Source organism: Cohnella terricola, from assembly GCF_007786475.1.
GTDB classification, from domain to species: domain Bacteria; phylum Bacillota; class Bacilli; order Paenibacillales; family Paenibacillaceae; genus Cohnella; species Cohnella terricola.
Map to the genome: position 1 here is coordinate 66,973 of NZ_VNJJ01000002.1, position 18,574 is coordinate 85,546.

Annotated in this window: 17 protein-coding genes; 7 read left to right on the top strand and 10 right to left on the bottom strand. The window is 53.7% G+C overall.

From position 1 onward, the window contains the following. The first annotated feature begins 61 nt into the window (after window positions 1-61). Window positions 62-715, top strand: coding sequence for a futalosine hydrolase (locus FPZ45_RS03595; RefSeq protein WP_246120306.1), 654 nt, complete (start codon window positions 62-64; stop codon window positions 713-715). After that, entirely contained in the window at window positions 715-1,560 is an 846-nt protein-coding gene (locus FPZ45_RS03600; protein ID WP_144699248.1) for a 1,4-dihydroxy-6-naphtoate synthase, read from the top strand. The genes FPZ45_RS03595 and FPZ45_RS03600 overlap by 1 nt, the downstream gene beginning before the upstream one ends. 11 nt (window positions 1,561-1,571) lie before the next feature. On the opposite strand, the gene FPZ45_RS03605 is transcribed toward FPZ45_RS03600, so the two are convergent. After that, complete coding sequence (locus FPZ45_RS03605; protein WP_144698531.1) at window positions 1,572-1,853, bottom strand: hypothetical protein; 282 nt, start codon at window positions 1,851-1,853, stop codon at window positions 1,572-1,574. 299 nt (window positions 1,854-2,152) lie between these two features. Between FPZ45_RS03605 and FPZ45_RS03610 the strand changes: the two genes are divergently transcribed. Together FPZ45_RS03610 and odhB are read left to right on the top strand one after the other, a co-directional pair. Beyond that, entirely contained in the window at window positions 2,153-5,041 is a 2,889-nt protein-coding gene (locus FPZ45_RS03610; protein WP_144698533.1) for a 2-oxoglutarate dehydrogenase E1 component, read from the top strand. Window positions 5,042-5,046: 5 nt separating this feature from the next. Then, window positions 5,047-6,297, top strand: a complete 1,251-nt coding sequence (gene odhB, locus FPZ45_RS03615) for a 2-oxoglutarate dehydrogenase complex dihydrolipoyllysine-residue succinyltransferase (RefSeq protein WP_144698534.1) — start codon at window positions 5,047-5,049, stop codon at window positions 6,295-6,297. Window positions 6,298-7,247: 950 nt separating this feature from the next. Here the strand turns inward: odhB and FPZ45_RS03620 are convergent. Further along, the gene (locus FPZ45_RS03620) at window positions 7,248-8,192 is read right to left on the bottom strand and encodes an ROK family protein (protein WP_144698536.1); all 945 of its coding nucleotides are present in this window, start codon (window positions 8,190-8,192) and stop codon (window positions 7,248-7,250) included. A 228-nt stretch (window positions 8,193-8,420) separates the two neighbouring features. Here FPZ45_RS03620 and FPZ45_RS03625 point away from each other — a divergent pair, with 228 nt between their 5' ends. Beyond that, entirely contained in the window at window positions 8,421-9,275 is an 855-nt protein-coding gene (locus tag FPZ45_RS03625) for an aldo/keto reductase (protein ID WP_144698538.1), read from the top strand. Between the two features lie 91 nt (window positions 9,276-9,366). Here FPZ45_RS03625 and FPZ45_RS03630 read toward each other — a convergent pair whose 3' ends face one another. From FPZ45_RS03630 to FPZ45_RS03640, 3 genes are all read right to left on the bottom strand, one after another. Further along, window positions 9,367-9,579, bottom strand: a complete 213-nt coding sequence (locus tag FPZ45_RS03630) for a hypothetical protein (protein WP_144698540.1) — start codon at window positions 9,577-9,579, stop codon at window positions 9,367-9,369. A 57-nt stretch (window positions 9,580-9,636) separates the two neighbouring features. Beyond that, window positions 9,637-10,242 (bottom strand): YqaA family protein, encoded by a 606-nt coding sequence (locus tag FPZ45_RS03635; RefSeq protein WP_144698542.1) that lies wholly within the window; start codon window positions 10,240-10,242, stop codon window positions 9,637-9,639. A gap of 179 nt (window positions 10,243-10,421) precedes the next feature. Continuing rightward, window positions 10,422-11,006: a P-loop nucleotide/nucleoside kinase family protein gene (locus FPZ45_RS03640; RefSeq protein ID WP_144698544.1), complete on the bottom strand. Its 585-nt coding sequence runs from the start codon at window positions 11,004-11,006 to the stop codon at window positions 10,422-10,424. Window positions 11,007-11,201: 195 nt separating this feature from the next. Between FPZ45_RS03640 and katA the strand changes: the two genes are divergently transcribed. Both katA and FPZ45_RS03650 read left to right on the top strand, forming a co-directional pair. Beyond that, window positions 11,202-12,659, top strand: coding sequence for a catalase KatA (gene katA, locus FPZ45_RS03645; RefSeq protein ID WP_144698546.1), 1,458 nt, complete (start codon window positions 11,202-11,204; stop codon window positions 12,657-12,659). Window positions 12,660-12,821: 162 nt separating this feature from the next. Next, the gene (locus tag FPZ45_RS03650; RefSeq protein WP_144698548.1) at window positions 12,822-13,169 is read left to right on the top strand and encodes a VOC family protein; all 348 of its coding nucleotides are present in this window, start codon (window positions 12,822-12,824) and stop codon (window positions 13,167-13,169) included. Between the two features lie 72 nt (window positions 13,170-13,241). Here the strand turns inward: FPZ45_RS03650 and lspA are convergent, their stop codons facing one another. The 5 genes from lspA to FPZ45_RS03675 form a co-directional block, all read right to left on the bottom strand. Beyond that, window positions 13,242-13,691 (bottom strand): signal peptidase II, encoded by a 450-nt coding sequence (lspA, locus tag FPZ45_RS03655; protein ID WP_144698550.1) that lies wholly within the window; start codon window positions 13,689-13,691, stop codon window positions 13,242-13,244. Between the two features lie 98 nt (window positions 13,692-13,789). Further along, window positions 13,790-14,665, bottom strand: a complete 876-nt coding sequence (locus tag FPZ45_RS03660; RefSeq protein WP_144698552.1) for a carbohydrate ABC transporter permease — start codon at window positions 14,663-14,665, stop codon at window positions 13,790-13,792. Continuing rightward, on the bottom strand, window positions 14,662-15,567 hold the full coding sequence (locus FPZ45_RS03665) for a carbohydrate ABC transporter permease (protein WP_144698554.1): 906 nt from the start codon (window positions 15,565-15,567) through the stop codon (window positions 14,662-14,664). Before FPZ45_RS03665 ends, FPZ45_RS03660 begins: the two co-directional genes overlap by 4 nt. Before the next feature lie 77 nt (window positions 15,568-15,644). Next, the gene (locus FPZ45_RS03670) at window positions 15,645-17,096 is read right to left on the bottom strand and encodes an ABC transporter substrate-binding protein (protein WP_246120307.1); all 1,452 of its coding nucleotides are present in this window, start codon (window positions 17,094-17,096) and stop codon (window positions 15,645-15,647) included. Window positions 17,097-17,232: 136 nt separating this feature from the next. Continuing rightward, window positions 17,233-18,558: a response regulator transcription factor gene (locus tag FPZ45_RS03675; protein WP_144698558.1), complete on the bottom strand. Its 1,326-nt coding sequence runs from the start codon at window positions 18,556-18,558 to the stop codon at window positions 17,233-17,235. Between the last annotated feature and the right edge of the window lie 16 nt (window positions 18,559-18,574).

An 18,574-nucleotide genomic window follows, 5' to 3' on the forward strand; every position in this document is an offset into this window, starting at 1 on the left:
CAATGAGCACTATAATTAATAAAGTAAGCAAGCACGGATGACGAACAGAAGGAGATCGAATATGTACCATCATATATTGGTCATGACCGCCGTCGAAATCGAGCGGGAAGCGGTATTAAGAGGTGTTGGAGGGAACGCGAAATTCCGCGTCGCGACCGCCGGAGTCGGCCCCGTATCCGCGGCCGTCAGCACGGCGATGGCTCTGGCAGAGGACGGCGCGAATTACGACTTGGTCGTGAGCGCCGGAATCGGCGGGGGGTTCGCGGGGATTGCGCCAATCGGCTCGATTGTCGTAGGGAGCGAGTCGATCGCTGCGGATCTCGGGGCGGAAACTCCGGAAGGCTTCGCGGGAGTGGACAAGCTCGGCTTCGGATCGAATCGGCTGGAAGTCGATCATCATCTCTCCGTCAAACTCGCCGAAGCTCTCCGTTCGGGAGGGATGCAGTCGCATCTCGGCCCCATACTGACTTTAGCTACCGTAACGGGATCCGCGGAAACCGCTTCGCTACTGACCGAACGGGTTCCGGGTGCCTCCGCCGAAGCGATGGAAGGCTTCGGAGTTGCCGAGGCGGCTCATCGCAAAGGCATTCCCTTCATTGAAATACGCGCCATATCGAACGCGGTCGGACCGCGCGACAAATCCGCTTGGCGAATCGGCGAAGCGCTTGCCGCCTTGGAAAAAGCCAGCACTTACTTATCGGAGGTCCTCGCATGATGAAAATCGCTTACTCTCCTTGTCCCAATGATACTTTTGTGTTTCATGCTCTTGTCCACGGGTTGATTCCCGGAACGCCAACGTTCGACGTCACTTACGCCGATATCGATATTACGAACAATCTTGCCGCCAATTCGGACGAGCTCGACATATTGAAAATATCTTACGCGGCGCTTCCTTGGATACGCCCCGAGTATAAGCTCGTCCCGTGCGGAGGAGCGCTTGGACGAGGCTGCGGACCGTTGGTTTTGCGGGCCGGGAACGGCTCCGAAGGATCTGCTGCCGATGCTTCCGCCCTGTCGGGCAAAAAGGTAGCCGTGCCAAGCGAACGCTCCACCGCTTATTTGCTATTCCGCCTATGGGCCGCGCAGAATGTTCCGGGCGGTGTAGGCGAGATCGTCGTCATGCCTTTTCACGAAATCATGCCGGCCGTTCGAGACGGGAAAATTGATGCCGGACTGGTCATCCACGAAGCACGGTTTACTTATCAGGACTACGGGTTATCCCAGATCGTCGATCTGGGCAATTGGTGGGAGATCGATACGGGGCTGCCGATCCCGCTCGGCGCGATCATTGCCCGCCGCTCTCTTGATTTGGAGAAGATTCGCGAATGGATTCGAGCTTCCGTCGCATATGCATGGAAACATCCCGAATCGTCGAGGAGTTACGTCATGGAGCACGCGCAGGAAATGGACCCTGGCGTGGCCCGTTCCCACATCGACCTGTACGTTAACGAATTTACGGCCGACCTAGGCGAGGACGGTTATGCGGCTATCGAAACCTTGCTGCGGCGAGCTATGGACGAGCAGCTCGTCCCGAGAATGGACTTGGCTTCACTTCGTTAAAATGAAGACATTCAGATGAAGACGTTCAGTAGCAGTCCCTTCGCAGGAAGCTGCATGCGCGGGTTACCATGATAAGTACCGATCAACTTACGAACTCGTTCGTAAGTTTCTTCGGCTTGCGCGGCGGATACGCCTTCCCCCGTTACCTCTATCGATGACCGCTCGTAAGAACGTGGATCGTTTTTGACCCAGGTTCTCTGCGGCTGCCGGTAAGTCCCTTGTTGAAGCGGAGAATAAATGAACGGAGAAACAGGAGATACGGTTTTATTCGTTGCTCGCGCAATATAGATCATCGATTCTCGCCTCCGAGACTCATTTGTTTTCAATATAACACCAAGCCTTTTTTTGCACAATTATCCATTCTAAAGGGAATCAAGTATCAATTTATGGTAAATTTGAGGATTCAAATTCGTGAAAATGGCGTAATCTAACCTATATTGAAGAAAAATGCGGATCGATCTATTTTCTAGATCATTCCAATGCTGAATAATGTCTATTTCCGAACATAAAAATGAATTAGAATGGTATCAGGTGCGTGCGGTTTCGTCGGCGCCACCCGGGTATGACTAACATGAATGCAGAGGGATGCACAATGTCAGCAGACAATGAAAAAATGCAAGAACTATGGCAGCAGTTTTTCGGCCCCAACCTTGGATACGTCCAAGAACAGTACGACATTTACTTAGAAAATGCGGAAGCGGTTAGCCCGCAATACCGCGAGCTGTTCGCGCAATACGGCGCGCCGCCTCGCGTAGAAACAGGAACGATGAACGCGGCTCCCAACCGGACGAGCGGCGGAGCGACTTTTACGACCGATAACAACTTGCTTAAGAAAGCAATAGCAGCAGGCCAATTGGCTTGGAATATACGTTCTTTCGGCCATCTAGCCGCTGACATCGATCCTCTCGGGCTTAGCCCCAAAGCAAGCACGGAGATGATCGAACCCGGTACTTATGGATTAACCGAATCCGATTTGAAACAATTGCCTCCGGAATGCGTATGGGAAGACGCGCCTACTCCTCTTAACAACGCCTGGGAAGCCGTTCAGAAACTTCTTCAAGTGTATACGGGTCCGATCGCGTACGAATTCGGGCACGTTCACGTAGAAGAAGAGCGCAAATGGCTGAACAATCAAGCTGAATCGGTCATTCCTTCTTCGAAGCTGTTGGCTTCAGAGCGGGAGTCTTTGCTGAGAAAGCTGTTCGAAGCGGAGCAATTCGAAGATTTCTTGCAGCGTACGTTCGTGGGACAGAAGCGATTCTCCGCCGAAGGCATCGAATCGCTCATTCCGTTAACTGACGAGATCGTACATGAGTTAACGAACGCCGGCGCCCGCCACATTGCCGTGGGAATGGCGCATCGCGGACGCCTTAACGTGCTTGCTCACGTGTTGGGCAAGCCGTACGGAGCCATTTTCTCGGAATTCCATCATTCGCCGAACAAGAACCTGATCCCATCCGAAGGCTCGATCGGCATCAACTACGGTTGGACCGGAGACGTCAAATATCATCTCGGGGCGAATCGTTCGATCCCATCCGGTGAAACGGCGGAAACCCGGATTACGCTCGCGAACAACCCGAGCCACTTGGAATACGTCAACCCCGTCGTGCAAGGCTTCGCTCGCGCGGCGCAGGAAGACCGCAGCAATCCCGGATATCCCGTGCAGAACTTCGATCTGGCCGCGTCCATCGTCATCCATGGCGATGCAGCCTTTATCGGAGAAGGCATCGTGGCCGAGACGCTGAACTTGAACAATATTAAAGGTTACACGAGCGGCGGAACCATCCACATCATCGCCAACAACCGGATCGGCTTCACGACGGAAAGCCAGGATTCGCGCTCTACACATTACGCGAGCGACCTTGCCAAAGGCTTCGAGATTCCGATCCTTCACGTCAACGCAGACAGTCCCGATGCGGTTGTCGCCGCGGCTCGAATGGCCGGCGAATACCGGACGTTATTCAAGAAAGACATTCTAATCGATCTGGTCGGCTATCGCCGCTACGGCCATAACGAGACGGACGATCCGGAAACGACACAACCGCTGATCTACAAGAAAGTCAGAGCCCACTCGACGGTTGCGCGCCTCTACGGGGAAACGCTGGTCCGCGAGGGCGTTCTTTCCGAAGACGCGGTCGAACAAATCAAACGCGACGTTCAAAACAAATTAAAAGACGCATACGATGAAGTCAAAGGCAAAGAAGGCAAGAGCCCCGTCCATCAAGGACATCCGGCCGCATTCTCGCCGGATGCCGCGAAGCCGGTAACGGCCGTGCCGATCGAGAAGCTCCGCAGCATGAACAAAGGACTTCTGCAATGGCCGGAATCGTTTAACGTCTACGGCAAGCTCAAACGCATTCTCGAACGCCGCGCAGACGCGCTTAACGACGGCGAGAAGGTAGACTGGAGCCATGCGGAGACGCTAGCATTCGCTTCGATTCTGGCCGACGGCACGCCGATCCGCTTAAGCGGGCAAGACGCGGAACGGGCGACATTCGCTCACCGCAACCTTGTGCTGCACGATAACGAGACGGGCGCAACGTTCTGCCCGCTGCATGCCCTGCCTGAAGCAAATGCTTCCTTCGCAGTTCATAACAGCCCGCTGTCGGAAGCTGGCGTGCTCGGACTCGAATACGGCTATAACGTCTTCTCTCCGGAGGCCATGGTCATCTGGGAAGCGCAATTCGGCGACTTCGCCAACGCAGCGCAAGTACTGATCGATCAATTCATCTCTGCCGGCCAATCCAAATGGACGCAGCGTTCCGGCTTGATGATGCTTCTTCCGCACGGTTACGAAGGCCAAGGTCCCGAGCATTCCAGCGCAAGACTGGAACGGTTCCTGCAAATGTCGGGCGAAGAAAACTGGACCGTCGCTTATCTGTCCAGCGCGGCGCAATACTTCCACTTGCTCCGCCGTCAAGCTTCCATCTTGAAGACGGACAAAGCCCGCCCGCTGATCGTGATGGCGCCGAAGAGCATGATCCGCAATCCGTATGTCGCATCGCCTGCGTCCTTATTAGGGGAAGGCACGTTCCAGACCGTTCTCGAACAGCCGGGTCTCGGCGAAAAGCCTGCCCGTGTGGAGAGACTCGTGCTTTGCACAGGCAAAGTCTCCATTGATCTTGCGGAAGAACTCGACAAGACTTCGGAAGTCAATCGCGATTGGCTTCATATCGCCCGGATCGAACAGCTTTATCCGTTCCCGCGGCAAGAAGTCCAAGCGATCATCGACCGCTTCCCGAATCTCTCCGAGATTGTATGGGTTCAAGAAGAACCAAAGAACATGGGAGCATGGAGTTATATGGAACCACGCATTCGCGATCTTGTCGACTTGTCGAAAACGACCGTCACTTATAACGGACGTCCGAAACGTTCGAGCCCGGCGAGCGGTTACCAACAGATCCATACTTTCGAGCAGCAGTTCATCATCAATCAGACCTTGGTTCAGAAAAAGAAATCCGCAGTTAAATCCGGGAGGTAACGGCAATGCATGACATTATTGTACCAGCGATGGGTGAGTCCATTACGGAAGGAACGATTTCCAAATGGATCGTCAAAGTAGGAGACAGCGTCAAACAAGGCGATCTTCTGCTCGAGCTGGAAACCGACAAAGTAAACTTGGAAATTAGCGCGGAGCAAGATGGCGTCGTTGCCGAAATTCTTGCCCAAGAAGGAGATACGGTCAAGATCGGCGAAGCCGTCGGCAGAATCGGCGCAGCGGGTGCAGCTGCTGCTGCTCCGGCCGCTCCGGTTGCGCCTCAGAAGGCTGAAGCTCCGGCTCAACCTGCAGCTCCAGCCGCCGCAGCGCCTGCTCCTACGCCTGCTAACGGCGACGGGGCCGCTCTGGCGACCCCAGCCGCCAGGAAGCTCGCTCGCGAGAAAGGCATCGACCTCAGCGCCGTGCCTGCCCGCGATCCGATCGGCCGCATTCACGCGAGCGATGTCGCTTCCGCGGGAACGGCTCCCGCAGCGGCTCCGCAAGCCGCTGCCGCGTCCAAACCGGCTGCGATCGACAAACCGACCTCGAACACGAACAAACCGGAAGAACGCAAGCGCATGTCCCGCCGTCGTCTGACGATCGCGAAGCGTCTGGTTGAAGCGCAGCATACGGCTGCCATGCTAACGACCTTTAACGAAGTCGACATGACCGCGATTCTCGAGGTCCGCAAGCGCCGCAAAGATTCTTTCAAAGAAAAGCACGATGTCGGACTGGGCTTCATGTCCTTCTTCACCAAAGCGGTCGTCGGCGCGCTTAAGGCGTTCCCGCATCTGAACGCAGAGATTAGCGGCGAAGATATCATCGTTAAGAAATATTACGACATCGGCATCGCGGTATCCGCGAAAGAAGGCCTTGTCGTTCCGGTTCTGCGCGATGCGGACCGACTCGGCTTCGCGGAAATCGAACGCACGATCGTGCAATTGGCCGGCAAAGCGCGCAACAACACGCTTGAATTGTCCGAGCTACAAGGCGGCACGTTCACGATCACGAATGGCGGCGTATTCGGCTCCCTGCTGTCCACGCCGATTCTGAACGCGCCTCAAGTCGGCATCCTTGGCATGCACAAGATCCAGCTTCGTCCGGTCGCGATCGACGCAGAGCGCATGGAGAACCGTCCGATGATGTACATCGCTCTGTCGTACGACCACAGAATCGTCGACGGCGCGGAAGCCGTGCAATTCCTCGTCAAGATCAAGGAAATGCTCGAAGATCCGGAAACGCTGCTTCTTGAAGGCTAATATGAAACAAAAAACAATCCGCCGCTTGCGCCCCGCGCGCATGAAGGCGGATTGTTTTTTTGATTAGAGTCACCTAGTCCGGTTTCGCCGGACTACTGACTCCCGTACCCCCATCTCGCACGATGTAACTCTGTTTCGCCGGACTACTGACGCCCGTACCCCCATCTCGCACGATGTAACTCGGTTTCGCCGGACTACTGACGCCCGTCCCCCCATCTCGCACGATGTAACTCGGTTTCGCCGGACTACTGGCGCCCGTATCCTCATTTCGCACGATACAACTCGGTTTCGCCGGACTACTGTCGCCCGTACCCCCATTTCGCACGATGTAACTCGGTTTCGCCGGACTACTGTCGCCCGTACCCCCATCTCGCATGATATAACTCGGTTTCGCCGGACTACTGTCGCCCGTACCCCCATCTCGCACGATGTAACTCGGTTTAGCCGTACTACTGACGACCGTTCCCCCATCTCGCACGATTTAACTCGGTTTCACCGGACTACTGTCGCCCGTACCCCCTTCTCGCCCGATGTAACTCGGTTTAGCCGGACTACTGACGACCGTACCCCCTTCTCGCACGATATAACTCGGTTTCGCCGGACTGCAGACGCCCGTACCCTCATTTCGCACGATGTAGCTCGGTTTCGCCGGACTGTCAGTGCGTTATTAGTTAGTTGGGTTGGGTTGCGTTGGATAGTGATAGAGCACAGTCAGTGCGCTATTGGTTCGTTGGTGTCACGTCGGTTGGGGATAGAGTACTTTTAGTGCCCTATTGGTTCGTTAATGTCACGTCGGGTGGTAGTAGAGTACTGTCAGTGTGTTATTGGTCAGTTAGTGTTGCATTGGATAGCGATAGAGAACAGTCAGTGCGCTATTGGTTCGTTCATGGTCAGCTATGCTCAAAAAGCCGCTCCGGCAATCGGAGCGGCTTTGCTTTATCGAAACTACCTTACTCTCTGACCAACAAAGCCGCGCCAATCGCGCCCGCTTCCTTACCCAGCAGCGGCGAGACGAATTTGACTCCGCGAGCCATCGTGCCGATTCCGTGATCGGCGATATACCGATGCATCGGCTCCAGCAGTGGCGCGCCTATGCTCGAAGCGCCTCCCCCGATGATGACAACCTCCGGATTCATCGCATGGATGATGCTTACCATCCCCGCTCCAAGCGCCTGCCCAGCCTCTTCCAGAATCCGCACGGACAGCTCGTCGCCTTCTGCTGCCGCTTCGGCGACATGGCGGGAAGTAATCGCTTCGCCGCCCGCTTTCTCTATCAATAATGCAGCTTGATCGGGGAGATCGGCGGCCATCTGATTGGCGCGTCTACCGATCGCCGTGCCGGACGCATACGTTTCCAAACATCCTACGTTGCCGCAAAGACATTTAGGGCCTTTCCAATCGATCGTAATATGGCCCAATTCCCCGGCGCTGGAATCTCTTCCCCGCACTAATTTCCCGCCGCTCACGATCCCCGCGCCGATACCCGTGGATACCGTCACATATACACAATCCTTCGTTCCTCGCCCAGCTCCCGCGGCCCATTCGCCGTAAGCCGCAGCATTCGCGTCATTCTCCAGGTTAACGGGAACGCCGAACGCCTCCCTCAGCTTCGTTCCGAGCGGTACGTTCGTCCACCCCAGATTCGAGGCGTACGCGACGACACCTTCCCCGGAATTCAGCGTCCCAGCCGTCGCCACACCGATGCTGGCCAGTTGATAGGACTCGTCCAAGCCTTCGCGAATCAATTCAATCATACGCCCGATAACCGCGTCCGCCCCTTCTTGGGCATGCGTGGCCGCCTCGGTTTTTTTCAGAACCGTTCCATTCTCGTCCAGGATCAAAGCCAGAATCTTCGTCCCTCCGAGATCGATGCCCGCGTACACTTGCTTCTTCATTGAAGTACCTCCGTACTATGCAAGAAATCGGCCAACCACACCGTAACGAACCAATCTCTGGCTATTATAGCTGTGCTCGGCCGCCCGAACAAGTAGCTTTAAGCATATAGAGGGGGAATTTTCTCTAGGAGCCGGCGCCGTTCTTTGAACTGCAACTTCGATTGTTCTATAATAGGAGACGAATCAAAGTTTTCCGATAGCATATCGGTAATCGAGAGGAGATTAGCTATGAGCCATACCGTACCTACCCGTCTGCAAGATACCGTCACGCTGAACAACGGGGTCCAAATGCCCTGGTTTGGACTAGGCGTGTTCAAAGTAGAGGAAGGCAGCGAAGTCATCGATTCCGTGAAAAACGCCATCAAGAACGGCTATCGCAGCATCGATACCGCCGCTATCTACAAAAACGAAGAAGGCGTCGGTCAAGCGATCGCCGAATCGATCCGCGAATACTCCGTTCCGCGCGAGGATCTGTTCATCACGTCCAAAGTATGGAATGCCGATCAAGGCTTCCAAACGACGCTTGATGCGTTCGACCTCAGCCTGAAGAAGCTGGGCCTGGACTACTTGGACCTCTATCTCGTTCACTGGCCCGTGAAAGGGAAATATAAAGAAACTTGGAAAGCGCTCGAGCAGATCTACAAATCGGGCAAAGTCCGCGCGATCGGCGTCAGCAATTTCCACGTTCACCATCTGGAAGACATCCTTGCGGACGCGGAAGTCGTTCCGGCCGTAGACCAAGTGGAGCTTCACCCGTACTTGTCGCAGGTCGGATTGCGCGATTTCGCCCGTTCCAAGGGCATTCAGATCGAAGCCTGGTCGCCGCTCGGACAAGGGCTCGTGCTGAAGGATCCGGTTATCGAAGCGCTTGCTTCCAAACACGGCAAATCCCCGGCGCAGATCGTTCTCCGTTGGAACTTGCAGAGCGGAATCGTCACGATTCCGAAGTCAGTGCAAGAATCGCGGATCATCGCTAACGCGGACATCTTCGGCTTTGAGCTCAGCGCTGAGGATATGAAAGCGATCGACGAGCTTAACCAAGATCGGCGCGTCGGCCCGGACCCGGACAATTTTAACTTCTAAATTCCCGCGTCCAACGACAAAGAAGGCTCTGCCCTCCGGAATGAAACCGGCGGCAGAGCCTTCTGCGATTAACGGACCGTCCGATCAATCCCTACACTCCCGTACGTCGCTTTTGGTTATTTTGCACCTTATGGATCTGCGTCTTCATTTTTTTCGTGTCAGTCGAATAGCCGCCCTTTCCGGCGCCTTGCCTCGCTTGTTTCTTTTTCTCCAGAATGCGTTTGATCGCATCGGCCTGGCTGAGCTTCTTCGGCTGGTCTTCGCCTGTCCCCGTATCCGCGGAATTCTCGTGATTATCGCTCATTAGATCACCTCATATCAGATTACTCGTCTATTCTACAATATTTGAGCGACGAAGTAATCAGTCAGATTGGCCGGGGACGTCGGCAGTCTCTTCCGGAACGGCTTTTTTCTTGCCCAGCTTTTTCTTGAATATCAAGAACAGAATAACCAGAGGAATCGCGATCGCTGCAATATACAGCGAGACTTCTTTTACCATACCTTCGGCCGAGCGGCCGTAAATATAGAATAGCAAACCTACTGCGTAGAATTTGACTGCCCTGCCGACGGCGGCATAAGCGAGCAGTCTCCATAACGGATAGTTCAAGCAACCCGAGAGAATGGTGAACACTTTGAAGGGAATCGGCGTGAAGGAACCGATCAGTATGGCGGCCTCTCCGTTCTTCTGGAACATTCGCGTCGCGGAGTCGACCCAGCTTTTCTTAAGCAGCTTATGAAGTACGGAATGTCCGAGAAGTTTGCCGATGAGGTAGCCGATCGGCGTGCCGAGAAGACACGCAACATATCCGGCCGTGGCCAGCCACAACGCGTTGGAAGGATCGAGCAGACTCAATGACACTTGCAAGAAAAAAGCGGGAATCGGAAAAAAGATCGCGTCGATAAACGAATGGATGAATAATCCCCAAATGCCGAACTCCATTAAACCATCGATAAAGTGTTGAAACATGAGTGCTTGCTCCTATCTGAAACGGTCTCTGTATTAGCGGTCGTAAAGCCCTTCTATTCCATTCCTCCTCATCTTCATGCTATCTCTATATGACTATATACTCAATTCGTTCGAGTCTAGTTTCAAATTAGACTTAAGGCTATTTTTTTCCCATCCCCCAGTCGGAAATAAAACGGCGCTCAACCGTTTAGAAAACGATCGAGCGCCGTGAGCTTTTCTTCGGATAGCGGTAACGAGTTATCGTAAAATAATACGGCGTTTTCAGGCAGCGGCCACTTCGGCTCCCTGACCGTCAAGGAGCGGCTGAACTCGTCCCAATGTTCCAGCTTCCACCTGTCCAGAACCGTATCCCGTCGCCGGATTCGCTCGCGGTATGACTCCAAATCCGCCAAATACGCGACGATGACCTTCACTTCCACTTGCCCCGCGGCTGCCCCGATTCGCGACAGTTCGGAACGAATCCAATTCGGGTCTTCAGTCTCCTTCGTGAATGGCCCGATCACGTAAGCGTCTATTCCGAGCTCCAAGTTCTCCAGCGCGGCATCCATCGTAATCCGGTAGCCCAGGTCCCGGCATAACCTTTTGTAGTCCGCGGAATCCCGATCGCTCGGATCAAGACCTGCGAGTGTCATGATTGCCTCCGCGGCTGGGCGCAGCAGCGTGTCCATATCGAGCAAGGCCACACCTCGTCTTGCGGCTAGCGCCTTTGCTAGCGTCGTTTTTCCAGCTCCCGCTCCTCCGATGAAGAAGACCAGCTTCGCCATGTTTCCGACCCCCATACGGTTTGATATTGCATTTATTGGTTACATCTATTTTACCGCGAATGAACTCGATTTTCGCCGTCGAAATATACGAGATTTAATCTTAAATTATAATAATTATAAAATAGTATTGATTATTCCTTGATAATTGTTATCATTATATTTAGACCAATTCTAATCTATAGGAGTGATTACGTGATGAGTACGCCTAACAACAAATTGACGACAAGCTGGGGGGCTCCCGTCGGAGACAACCAAAATTCGATGACTGCCGGCTCGCGAGGCCCTACGCTGATTCAAGATGTACACCTTCTTGAGAAGCTCGCGCACTTCAACCGGGAACGCGTTCCCGAGCGTGTCGTACATGCCAAAGGCGCCGGAGCCCACGGTTACTTCGAAGTCACGAACGATCTATCCTTGTATACGAAAGCCGCTTTCCTCTCGGAAGTAGGCAAACGCACCCCGATGTTCATCCGCTTCTCAACGGTGGCAGGCGAGCTTGGTTCGGCCGATACGGTACGCGACCCGCGCGGATTCGCCGTGAAGTTCTACACCGAAGAGGGAAACTACGATCTGGTCGGCAATAATACGCCCGTCTTTTTCATTCGCGACGCCATTAAATTCCCGGACTTCATTCATACCCAGAAGCGCCACCCGCAAACCCATCTGAAAAATCCAAACGCGATATGGGATTTCTGGTCCCTCTCTCCCGAATCGCTGCATCAAGTGACGATCCTGATGTCCGACCGCGGCATTCCGGCGACGCTTCGGCATATGAACGGCTACGGCAGCCATACGTTCAAGTGGGTGAACGCTCAAGGCGAAGGCGTCTGGGTAAAATACCACTTCAAGACAGATCAAGGCGTCAAAAACCTTGACGTCGATCTCGCTGCCAAGCTGGCAGGAGATAATCCGGATTATCATACTGAAGATCTGTTCAATGCCATCGATAAGGGAGACCATCCTTCCTGGACGCTGTACGTGCAGATCATGCCTATCGCCGACGCGAATACGTACCGATTCGATCCGTTCGACGTGACGAAAGTCTGGTCCCAGAAAGATTATCCGCTGATCGAGGTCGGCAAAATGGTACTGAACCGGAATCCGGAAAATTACTTCGCCGAAGTCGAGCAAGCGACGTTCTCCCCGGGATCGTTCGTGCCGGGCATCGAAGCTTCTCCGGACAAAATGCTGCAAGGGCGCCTGTTCGCCTACTCCGACGCCCATCGCTACCGGGTGGGAGCCAACCATAACTCGCTGCCGATCAACCGTCCGCATTCGGAAGTGAATCACTACCAGCGGGACGGAGCGATGCGTTCCGACAATAACGGCGGCGGCTCCGTCTACTACGAGCCGAACAGCTACGGCGGGCCGACGCAATCGCCGCAATACAAGACGGCGGCTTACGAGGTGTCGGGCGAAGCCGACAGCGTCGCCTACGATCATGACGATCACTACACGCAAGCCGGCGATCTCTATCGCCTCCTAAGCGAAGAAGAGCGCACGCGCCTCGTGCAGAACGTCGTCGGTGCCATGAAACCCGTCGAGAAGGACGAAATCAAGCTGCGCCAGATCGGCCACTTCTACAAGGCCGATCCCGAATATGGCGAGCGGGTCGCGCAAGGCCTCGGCTTAGCGGTTCCGCAAGGCGTATAAGTTCCGCGAAAAGCCCGACCGAGAGCAACATTCGGTCGGGCTTTTTATAGTGCTAATTTAACAATCGGGCATTATAGTTGAAAAAGGAACTAAAATTAAATTCCCGAAAATCTAATGTAATCGGATAGTGTAAAATTTGATGACAGACAGGAGTTAGATACGATGATTAAAGGTTTCGGAGGAGTATTTTGGAGAACTAAGGATCTTGAAGCGATAAAAAAATGGTACAGTGAAGTGTTGCAGCTTGAAATAGAAAATTGGAATGGGACTGTGATAAAACCCCAATCAGGAAATGAGACTATCTTTTCTTTCTTTACCGAGAATGACAGTTATTTTCCAACGGAACAACAAGTGATGTTAAATTTCCAAGTACATAATCTTAACGAGATGATGAAGCATCTTGAACATGTTGGTGTACCTCTTGCAAAGAAAGAAGAGATTAGCGAGTTTGGAAAGTTTATTTGGATTAAAGATCCTGAAGGTCGACTGGTCGAGCTTTGGGAGAAATAGCGGTTCCGCAAGGCGTATAAGTTCAACGAAAAGCCCGACCGAGAGCAACAATCGGTCGGGATTTATTATCTTCTACGGTTTTGCCGGCTTCCTGCCCTTGATCCATATCGTTACCGTGTAGACGATGAGCAGCAGAGCGCCGATCTCGATCGCGTGGTCCGCGACATTCAGAATGCCGCCCTTACGGACGATAAAGTCCGTCACCCGGCCGAATAGCAGACGATCGATGCCGTTGCCGACCGCTCCTCCGACAAGAAAACCTAATCCGCAATCGAGCAGCGCCCCCTTCGCTTTACCGTACTTTCGGTAATACAGAACGCCCAGCACGAATAGAACGGCTACGATTCCGAATAACCTCCCGTAGCCCTGCAGCATGCTGCCGGCCATGCCGCTGTTCTCGAAGCGCGTAAGCTCGATCCCCCATAATCTCGCGGATTCGCCGACTTCTAGATGCACCCGAACTGCGGCTTTCGTAGCCTGATCTGCGACGATGACGAGAAATGCGATGATGTAAAACGGCATGTTCCTACCTTCTTCCTTGTTCCATGCTTGTCTTAATCCTCTCAGTATAACAACAAAAAAACATCCCGCAAGCAGGATGTTTTCTGGCTTCAAACCGGTTAGCCTTTAACCGCGCCGAGGCTTAAACCGCTAATAATGTATCGCTGGAAAAATAAAAACACGATAAGCGGCGGCAACAGCGTCATGCTCAGAATCGCGAAGCGCACGTTCCAGTTGATCGTTGAGCCCGGATAGATGATCTTCGTATAGATCGCGGCGGCGAGCGGAAGCTTATCTTCCTGCATAACCAGGCTGGACCAATAGAAGTCGTTCCAGGTCGTCGAGAACCCGAGCAGCACGAGCGTGACCAGAATCGGGGCCGACAACGGCACGGCGATGCTGAGGAAAGAGCGGAATTCCGACGCCCCGTCTATTCGCGCCGACTCAAACAATTCCTTGTGGATGCCGTCGAAGAAATTTTTCAGCAGCAGCAGGTAGAACGCGTTCGCACCTGCTGGCAGCCAGAACGCCCAGAAGCTGTTCAGCAAACCTAGGCCCTTCAAATTCAAAAAGTTCGGAATCAGATACGAGTTCGCGGGAATGAGCAGCGTCGACATGAAATAGAGCGTGATCCACTTCTTGGCCGGCACGCGAAGATGCGCCAAGCTGAATGCCGCGAGCCCGAGAAACGTCAAGGAGATGAACGTATTACCCGCAAAGATCAGAACCGTGTTCTTGAAGTGCAACGCGATATTCAGATAATCAAGCGATTCCTTGTAATTGCCCCATAACCAATGGCTTGGGAAAAAAGGCGCGGGAAAGGCGAAAAATTCCTCCGTCGATTTGAGCGAGTTCATGAACGTATTCGCGAACGGGTACAGCATCGACAGCGAGATCAGAATAATGCAGAGGACCATGAATGCATAGACGACCTTCACGCCGGGTTTGCGGAAGTCGTACCGCGACATGATCGCGCGGTCTTGAGCGGTTTTCATGCCTCGTCGCCCCCTTTCCTCAGCTTAAGGGTTGCCACCGAGAACACGACCAGTACGATGAACATGAGCACGCCCATCGCGCTCGCCTTGCCGAAGTTAAAGAATGTGAAGGCTTCCCTTGTCGTCAGCAGCAGGTACGTCAGCGTCGCGTTGTCCGGTCCGCCGCCGAACATCAGCAGTTGAGACTGGAACGCCTGAGAAGTGGCGATCAGTTGCAGCACGAGAAGCAGCAGGATCAGACCCTTCAGGCTAGGCAGCGTCACGTAGCGAATCCTTGCCCATACGCCAGCTCCGTCCAATTCTGAAGCTTCGTACAGCTCTCTGGGAACGGCGGCAAGACCCGCAACGTAGATAAGCGTCGCGCTTCCGAAATTTTGCCATGTTTCGAGAATGATCAAGGAAAACATCGCATGTTCTTTACTGTAAAAATCGAACTCGGGCAAGCCCACGAAATTCAGGAACGAATTGATCGGGCCCACCGGATCGTAGAACCATTGCCACATTCCGTACAGTACGATCGCCGGAATGATGCTCGGCAAGTAGCCGACGATGCGCGCAAACCCTTTGAACCATTTCAGCTCCGAGACGGCGATCGCCATCGCGATCGGTACCCAAAAGCCGATTAACAACGCCAACCCCATATAGACGAGCGTGTTGCGGATCGCCGTATAGAAATCCGGATTGCCGAGCACGTCGGCGTAATTTTGCCAGCCCACGAACGCGTTGCCGTCCACGAAATCCACGTTGTAGAAGCTGTATGATATGCCCTTGGCTATCGGTACCCATAGGAAAATAAAAAAGATAACGATCTCCGGAACCAGGAAAAGCAACCCCCAGAAGTACCAACGCGTTTTTCTGCGCAAGCCCGGTTTCGCGACCGGCGTATCCATACGCAGCTCCATGCCTAATTCCTCCCCGTCTATCGATCGGGGTCTATGCCGCATATTCGCCGCATAGACCCCGACCGCGCTCTTCGCTGCTACTCGATGTTCACTTTATCGAAGGAACCCTTCTGGACTTTGGCTGCCGTATCGTCAAGAAGCTTCTGCAGGTCCAGGTCGCCCTTGCTCGTGAATACTTTCTGAATCGCATTGGCCATCTCGCCGTAGTAGGCTTGTGTCTCGTAAGTCGCTTCAGGCTTGGATTCCATCAGCTTGCTAAGCTCCGGGGAGTAATTGTAGACGTTGTCGTGCTTCGCTAGAATCTCTTCGTACTTCTTGCCGTATTCCGAGCTGTCGTTCCAGTAATTGATCAATTGCGGAACGTACACTTGGTTTTTAGCTTTCTGGGACGTGATCTGGGCGTCGATCGAATCGAGGTACGCATCCGTGAAATATTCGTCCACGACGAAATCGAACGCTGCCTGCTGTTGATCCGGCGTAGCCAGACCGTTAATGACTTTATAGTTGCCGCCGGCCACGCCGGTGTGCTTGCCGCCCTTTGTCATGGACGGGATCGGGTACAGCAATACGTCGTCCTTGTTGATTTTGCCCTGGTTGATCGCGCCGTCGAGCGCATTCCCGCTGCCGCACATGACCATCGCCCCGCGGCCTTGGTTGAACAACGTCAGCGCGTCACCGTAGCCGAGAGCCCAGTTTTTCGGAATGACGTTCGCGTCTTTCAGATCTTTATAGAATTGCAACGCCTTTAAGCCCGCTTCCGAATTGAAGGTCGCCGTCACTTTGCCGTCCGCCACCGATTGCACTTCACCGCCTGCGGCGTACAGGAAATTCGTCCAGTTCCAGCCCGCTTCCGTGCCCTTGCCCATCGGGATGAAACCGGCAATGCCTTTGGCCGGATCGTTGACCGCCTTGGCCGCCTCGATCAGATCGTCCCAAGTCCAGTCAAGCGGAGGCAATGGAACTCCTTTTTTCTCGAAAAGCTTCTTGTTGATCGTAATCGTCATGCCGTAAGCGTCGATCGGAATGCCGTACGTTTTGCCTTCGATAACGAAAGGCGCCAGCGCGAATTCGTTCAGGTCTTTGGCATACTGCCAATTCGCCAGCTTATCGGTCAGATCGATGATCCATTTCTTGTCCGACAGCAACTTGGCTTCCGTCGCCCACGTCGTGAACTCCGTCTGCGCGCTGTTGGATGCCATCTTGATCGCGATCTCCGTATTTTCGTACTTCCAGTATTTCGGGGTGATCGTCACGTTCGGATGCTTATCTACGAAACGTTTGATCTTCGCGTTCAAGGTCGCGTTCTCTTCCGTCTTATCCGCCGGATACGCATAAGCGACAATGCTGACCGGATCCGCATTCGCCGGGGAAGCCGAAGGGCTTTCCGGCGACGTTGCTTCTGCTGAAGACGTCGGCTTCGCTCCCGAGTCGGTTTCCTTCGATGGACTCGAGGTTCCATTGTTGCCGCCCCCGCAGCCTGCCAATACGATGATCAAAGCTAATGCGCTTAACAAGAAACTTTTTTTCACTCGAAATCTATCCCCTCTCGACATCTGTTTGATTTACATTTTTATTGTAAAACCCCACTATATCCCACGTCGATGTGCGATATATCGTTTGAGAAGGGATATATTATGCTGGCTCGCGGAGGCATCGCACCGCCATTTATTTGATCTCCGAAGGATTGACGCCGAAATATTTTTTGAATATTTTCCCAAAATGTTCAGGGGACTCGTACCCGATCTCGTCCGCGATCTCGTACCTGCGCATATCCGTAGTCAGGAGCAGTCGTTTCGCTTCTTTCATTCTTAGCTCCGTGACGTAATCCCATAGATTGATGCCGACCGTTTTCTTGAACAAGTAGCTTAAATAGTTCGGGCTTAGGTACGTATACTCGGCAATCTCTTGAAGCTTCAAGCCTTTCTGCTTGTAGTTGCTCTCGATATATTGAACGGCGCTCTGAATAAATGAATTGTTGTCTTCGAGAATGCGGCTCGGGACGGGAACATCGCCGGATGACGGAGGACTCTCATGCCTGCCGAAGTCACCGATATAAAATATGGGATGATCCTTATGGATCTCGCTCCACCGAATGGCCTCGCCCGCTTCGGCGAACAGTTCCACCCAGCTCATCATGCCTTCCCGCACGCGGCTGATCCCGATCACGCTTCTCAAATGAATATATTTGAACAAATTGTGATGGATCAGCTGGGCGATCATCGTCTGCTCGTTCAGCAGCGTCTTGCTGTCTATCTCTCTTTCCTCGTACTGCAGAACGATTGAGATCGAGCGGCTGCCGCTGTAGAACACGACACGGTTCCAACGGTTAAGCGTCTCTTCGACGATGTTCAGCGCCGCGTACCGGAGCAGATTCCGGTCTCGGAAAGTACGAATATCCGTCTCGTGCAGTCCCGCTTTCGCCAGATCCAGCTTCACGGTAAGCGCGCAGAAGAACGGACCTTCGAGTCGGCAGCCCAAGCATTCGAACAGCTCGTCAAGTTCGTCCTCCGCGACGCCTTCGGTGGCGATCTCGTTCAGAATATGGCTGCGCTTCGACACCATGTCCTCCAGCACGAAGACGCGGTCGGGAGCTGCGTCGGCTACGGAACGCAGCTGCGCGTCCCGATCCGTCAGCAAAGACTGGACGACCCGCAGCAGCTCGGAGGGAACGACGGGCTTCACGATATACTCTTTGACGCCGAACCGAAGCGCTTTCTGCGCATACTCGAATTCTCCGTGCGCGGAGAGCACGATCATCGGAATCATCGGATTCTCGGCGAAGACCGTCTCGATTAATTCGATCCCGCTCATCTGCTCCATTTGAATATCGGTTATGATGAGATCGATTTTGTCCATGCGTATATAATCCAATGCCTCGAATCCGTTATTCGCAACGAACACTTCCGAGACGCCGATCCCTGCGTTCATGAGCACGGTAGCTACCCCCGTGCAGATCATCGGCTCATCGTCCACGACCAGTACCTGATACATACGTTACCTCCTCCGC

Excerpts from the sequence above, each read along its gene's own strand:
- lspA (WP_144698550.1), bottom strand. The coding sequence starts at position 13,691 with ATGCCGTTTTACATCATCGCATTTCTCGTCATCGTCGCAGATCAGGCT.
- FPZ45_RS03640 (WP_144698544.1), bottom strand. The coding sequence starts at position 11,006 with ATGGCGAAGCTGGTCTTCTTCATCGGAGGAGCGGGAGCTGGAAAAACG.
- FPZ45_RS03650 (WP_144698548.1), top strand. The coding sequence starts at position 12,822 with ATGATTAAAGGTTTCGGAGGAGTATTTTGGAGAACTAAGGATCTTGAA.
- odhB (WP_144698534.1), top strand. The coding sequence starts at position 5,047 with ATGCATGACATTATTGTACCAGCGATGGGTGAGTCCATTACGGAAGGA.
- FPZ45_RS03630 (WP_144698540.1), bottom strand. The coding sequence starts at position 9,579 with ATGAGCGATAATCACGAGAATTCCGCGGATACGGGGACAGGCGAAGAC.
- FPZ45_RS03665 (WP_144698554.1), bottom strand. The coding sequence starts at position 15,567 with ATGGAGCTGCGTATGGATACGCCGGTCGCGAAACCGGGCTTGCGCAGA.
- FPZ45_RS03635 (WP_144698542.1), bottom strand. The coding sequence starts at position 10,242 with ATGTTTCAACACTTTATCGATGGTTTAATGGAGTTCGGCATTTGGGGA.
- FPZ45_RS03610 (WP_144698533.1), top strand. The coding sequence starts at position 2,153 with ATGTCAGCAGACAATGAAAAAATGCAAGAACTATGGCAGCAGTTTTTC.
- FPZ45_RS03625 (WP_144698538.1), top strand. The coding sequence starts at position 8,421 with ATGAGCCATACCGTACCTACCCGTCTGCAAGATACCGTCACGCTGAAC.
- katA (WP_144698546.1), top strand. The coding sequence starts at position 11,202 with ATGAGTACGCCTAACAACAAATTGACGACAAGCTGGGGGGCTCCCGTC.
- FPZ45_RS03595 (WP_246120306.1), top strand. The coding sequence starts at position 62 with ATGTACCATCATATATTGGTCATGACCGCCGTCGAAATCGAGCGGGAA.
- FPZ45_RS03620 (WP_144698536.1), bottom strand. The coding sequence starts at position 8,192 with ATGAAGAAGCAAGTGTACGCGGGCATCGATCTCGGAGGGACGAAGATT.
- FPZ45_RS03600 (WP_144699248.1), top strand. The coding sequence starts at position 715 with ATGAAAATCGCTTACTCTCCTTGTCCCAATGATACTTTTGTGTTTCAT.
- FPZ45_RS03675 (WP_144698558.1), bottom strand. The coding sequence starts at position 18,558 with ATGTATCAGGTACTGGTCGTGGACGATGAGCCGATGATCTGCACGGGG.
- FPZ45_RS03605 (WP_144698531.1), bottom strand. The coding sequence starts at position 1,853 with ATGATCTATATTGCGCGAGCAACGAATAAAACCGTATCTCCTGTTTCT.
- FPZ45_RS03660 (WP_144698552.1), bottom strand. The coding sequence starts at position 14,665 with ATGAAAACCGCTCAAGACCGCGCGATCATGTCGCGGTACGACTTCCGC.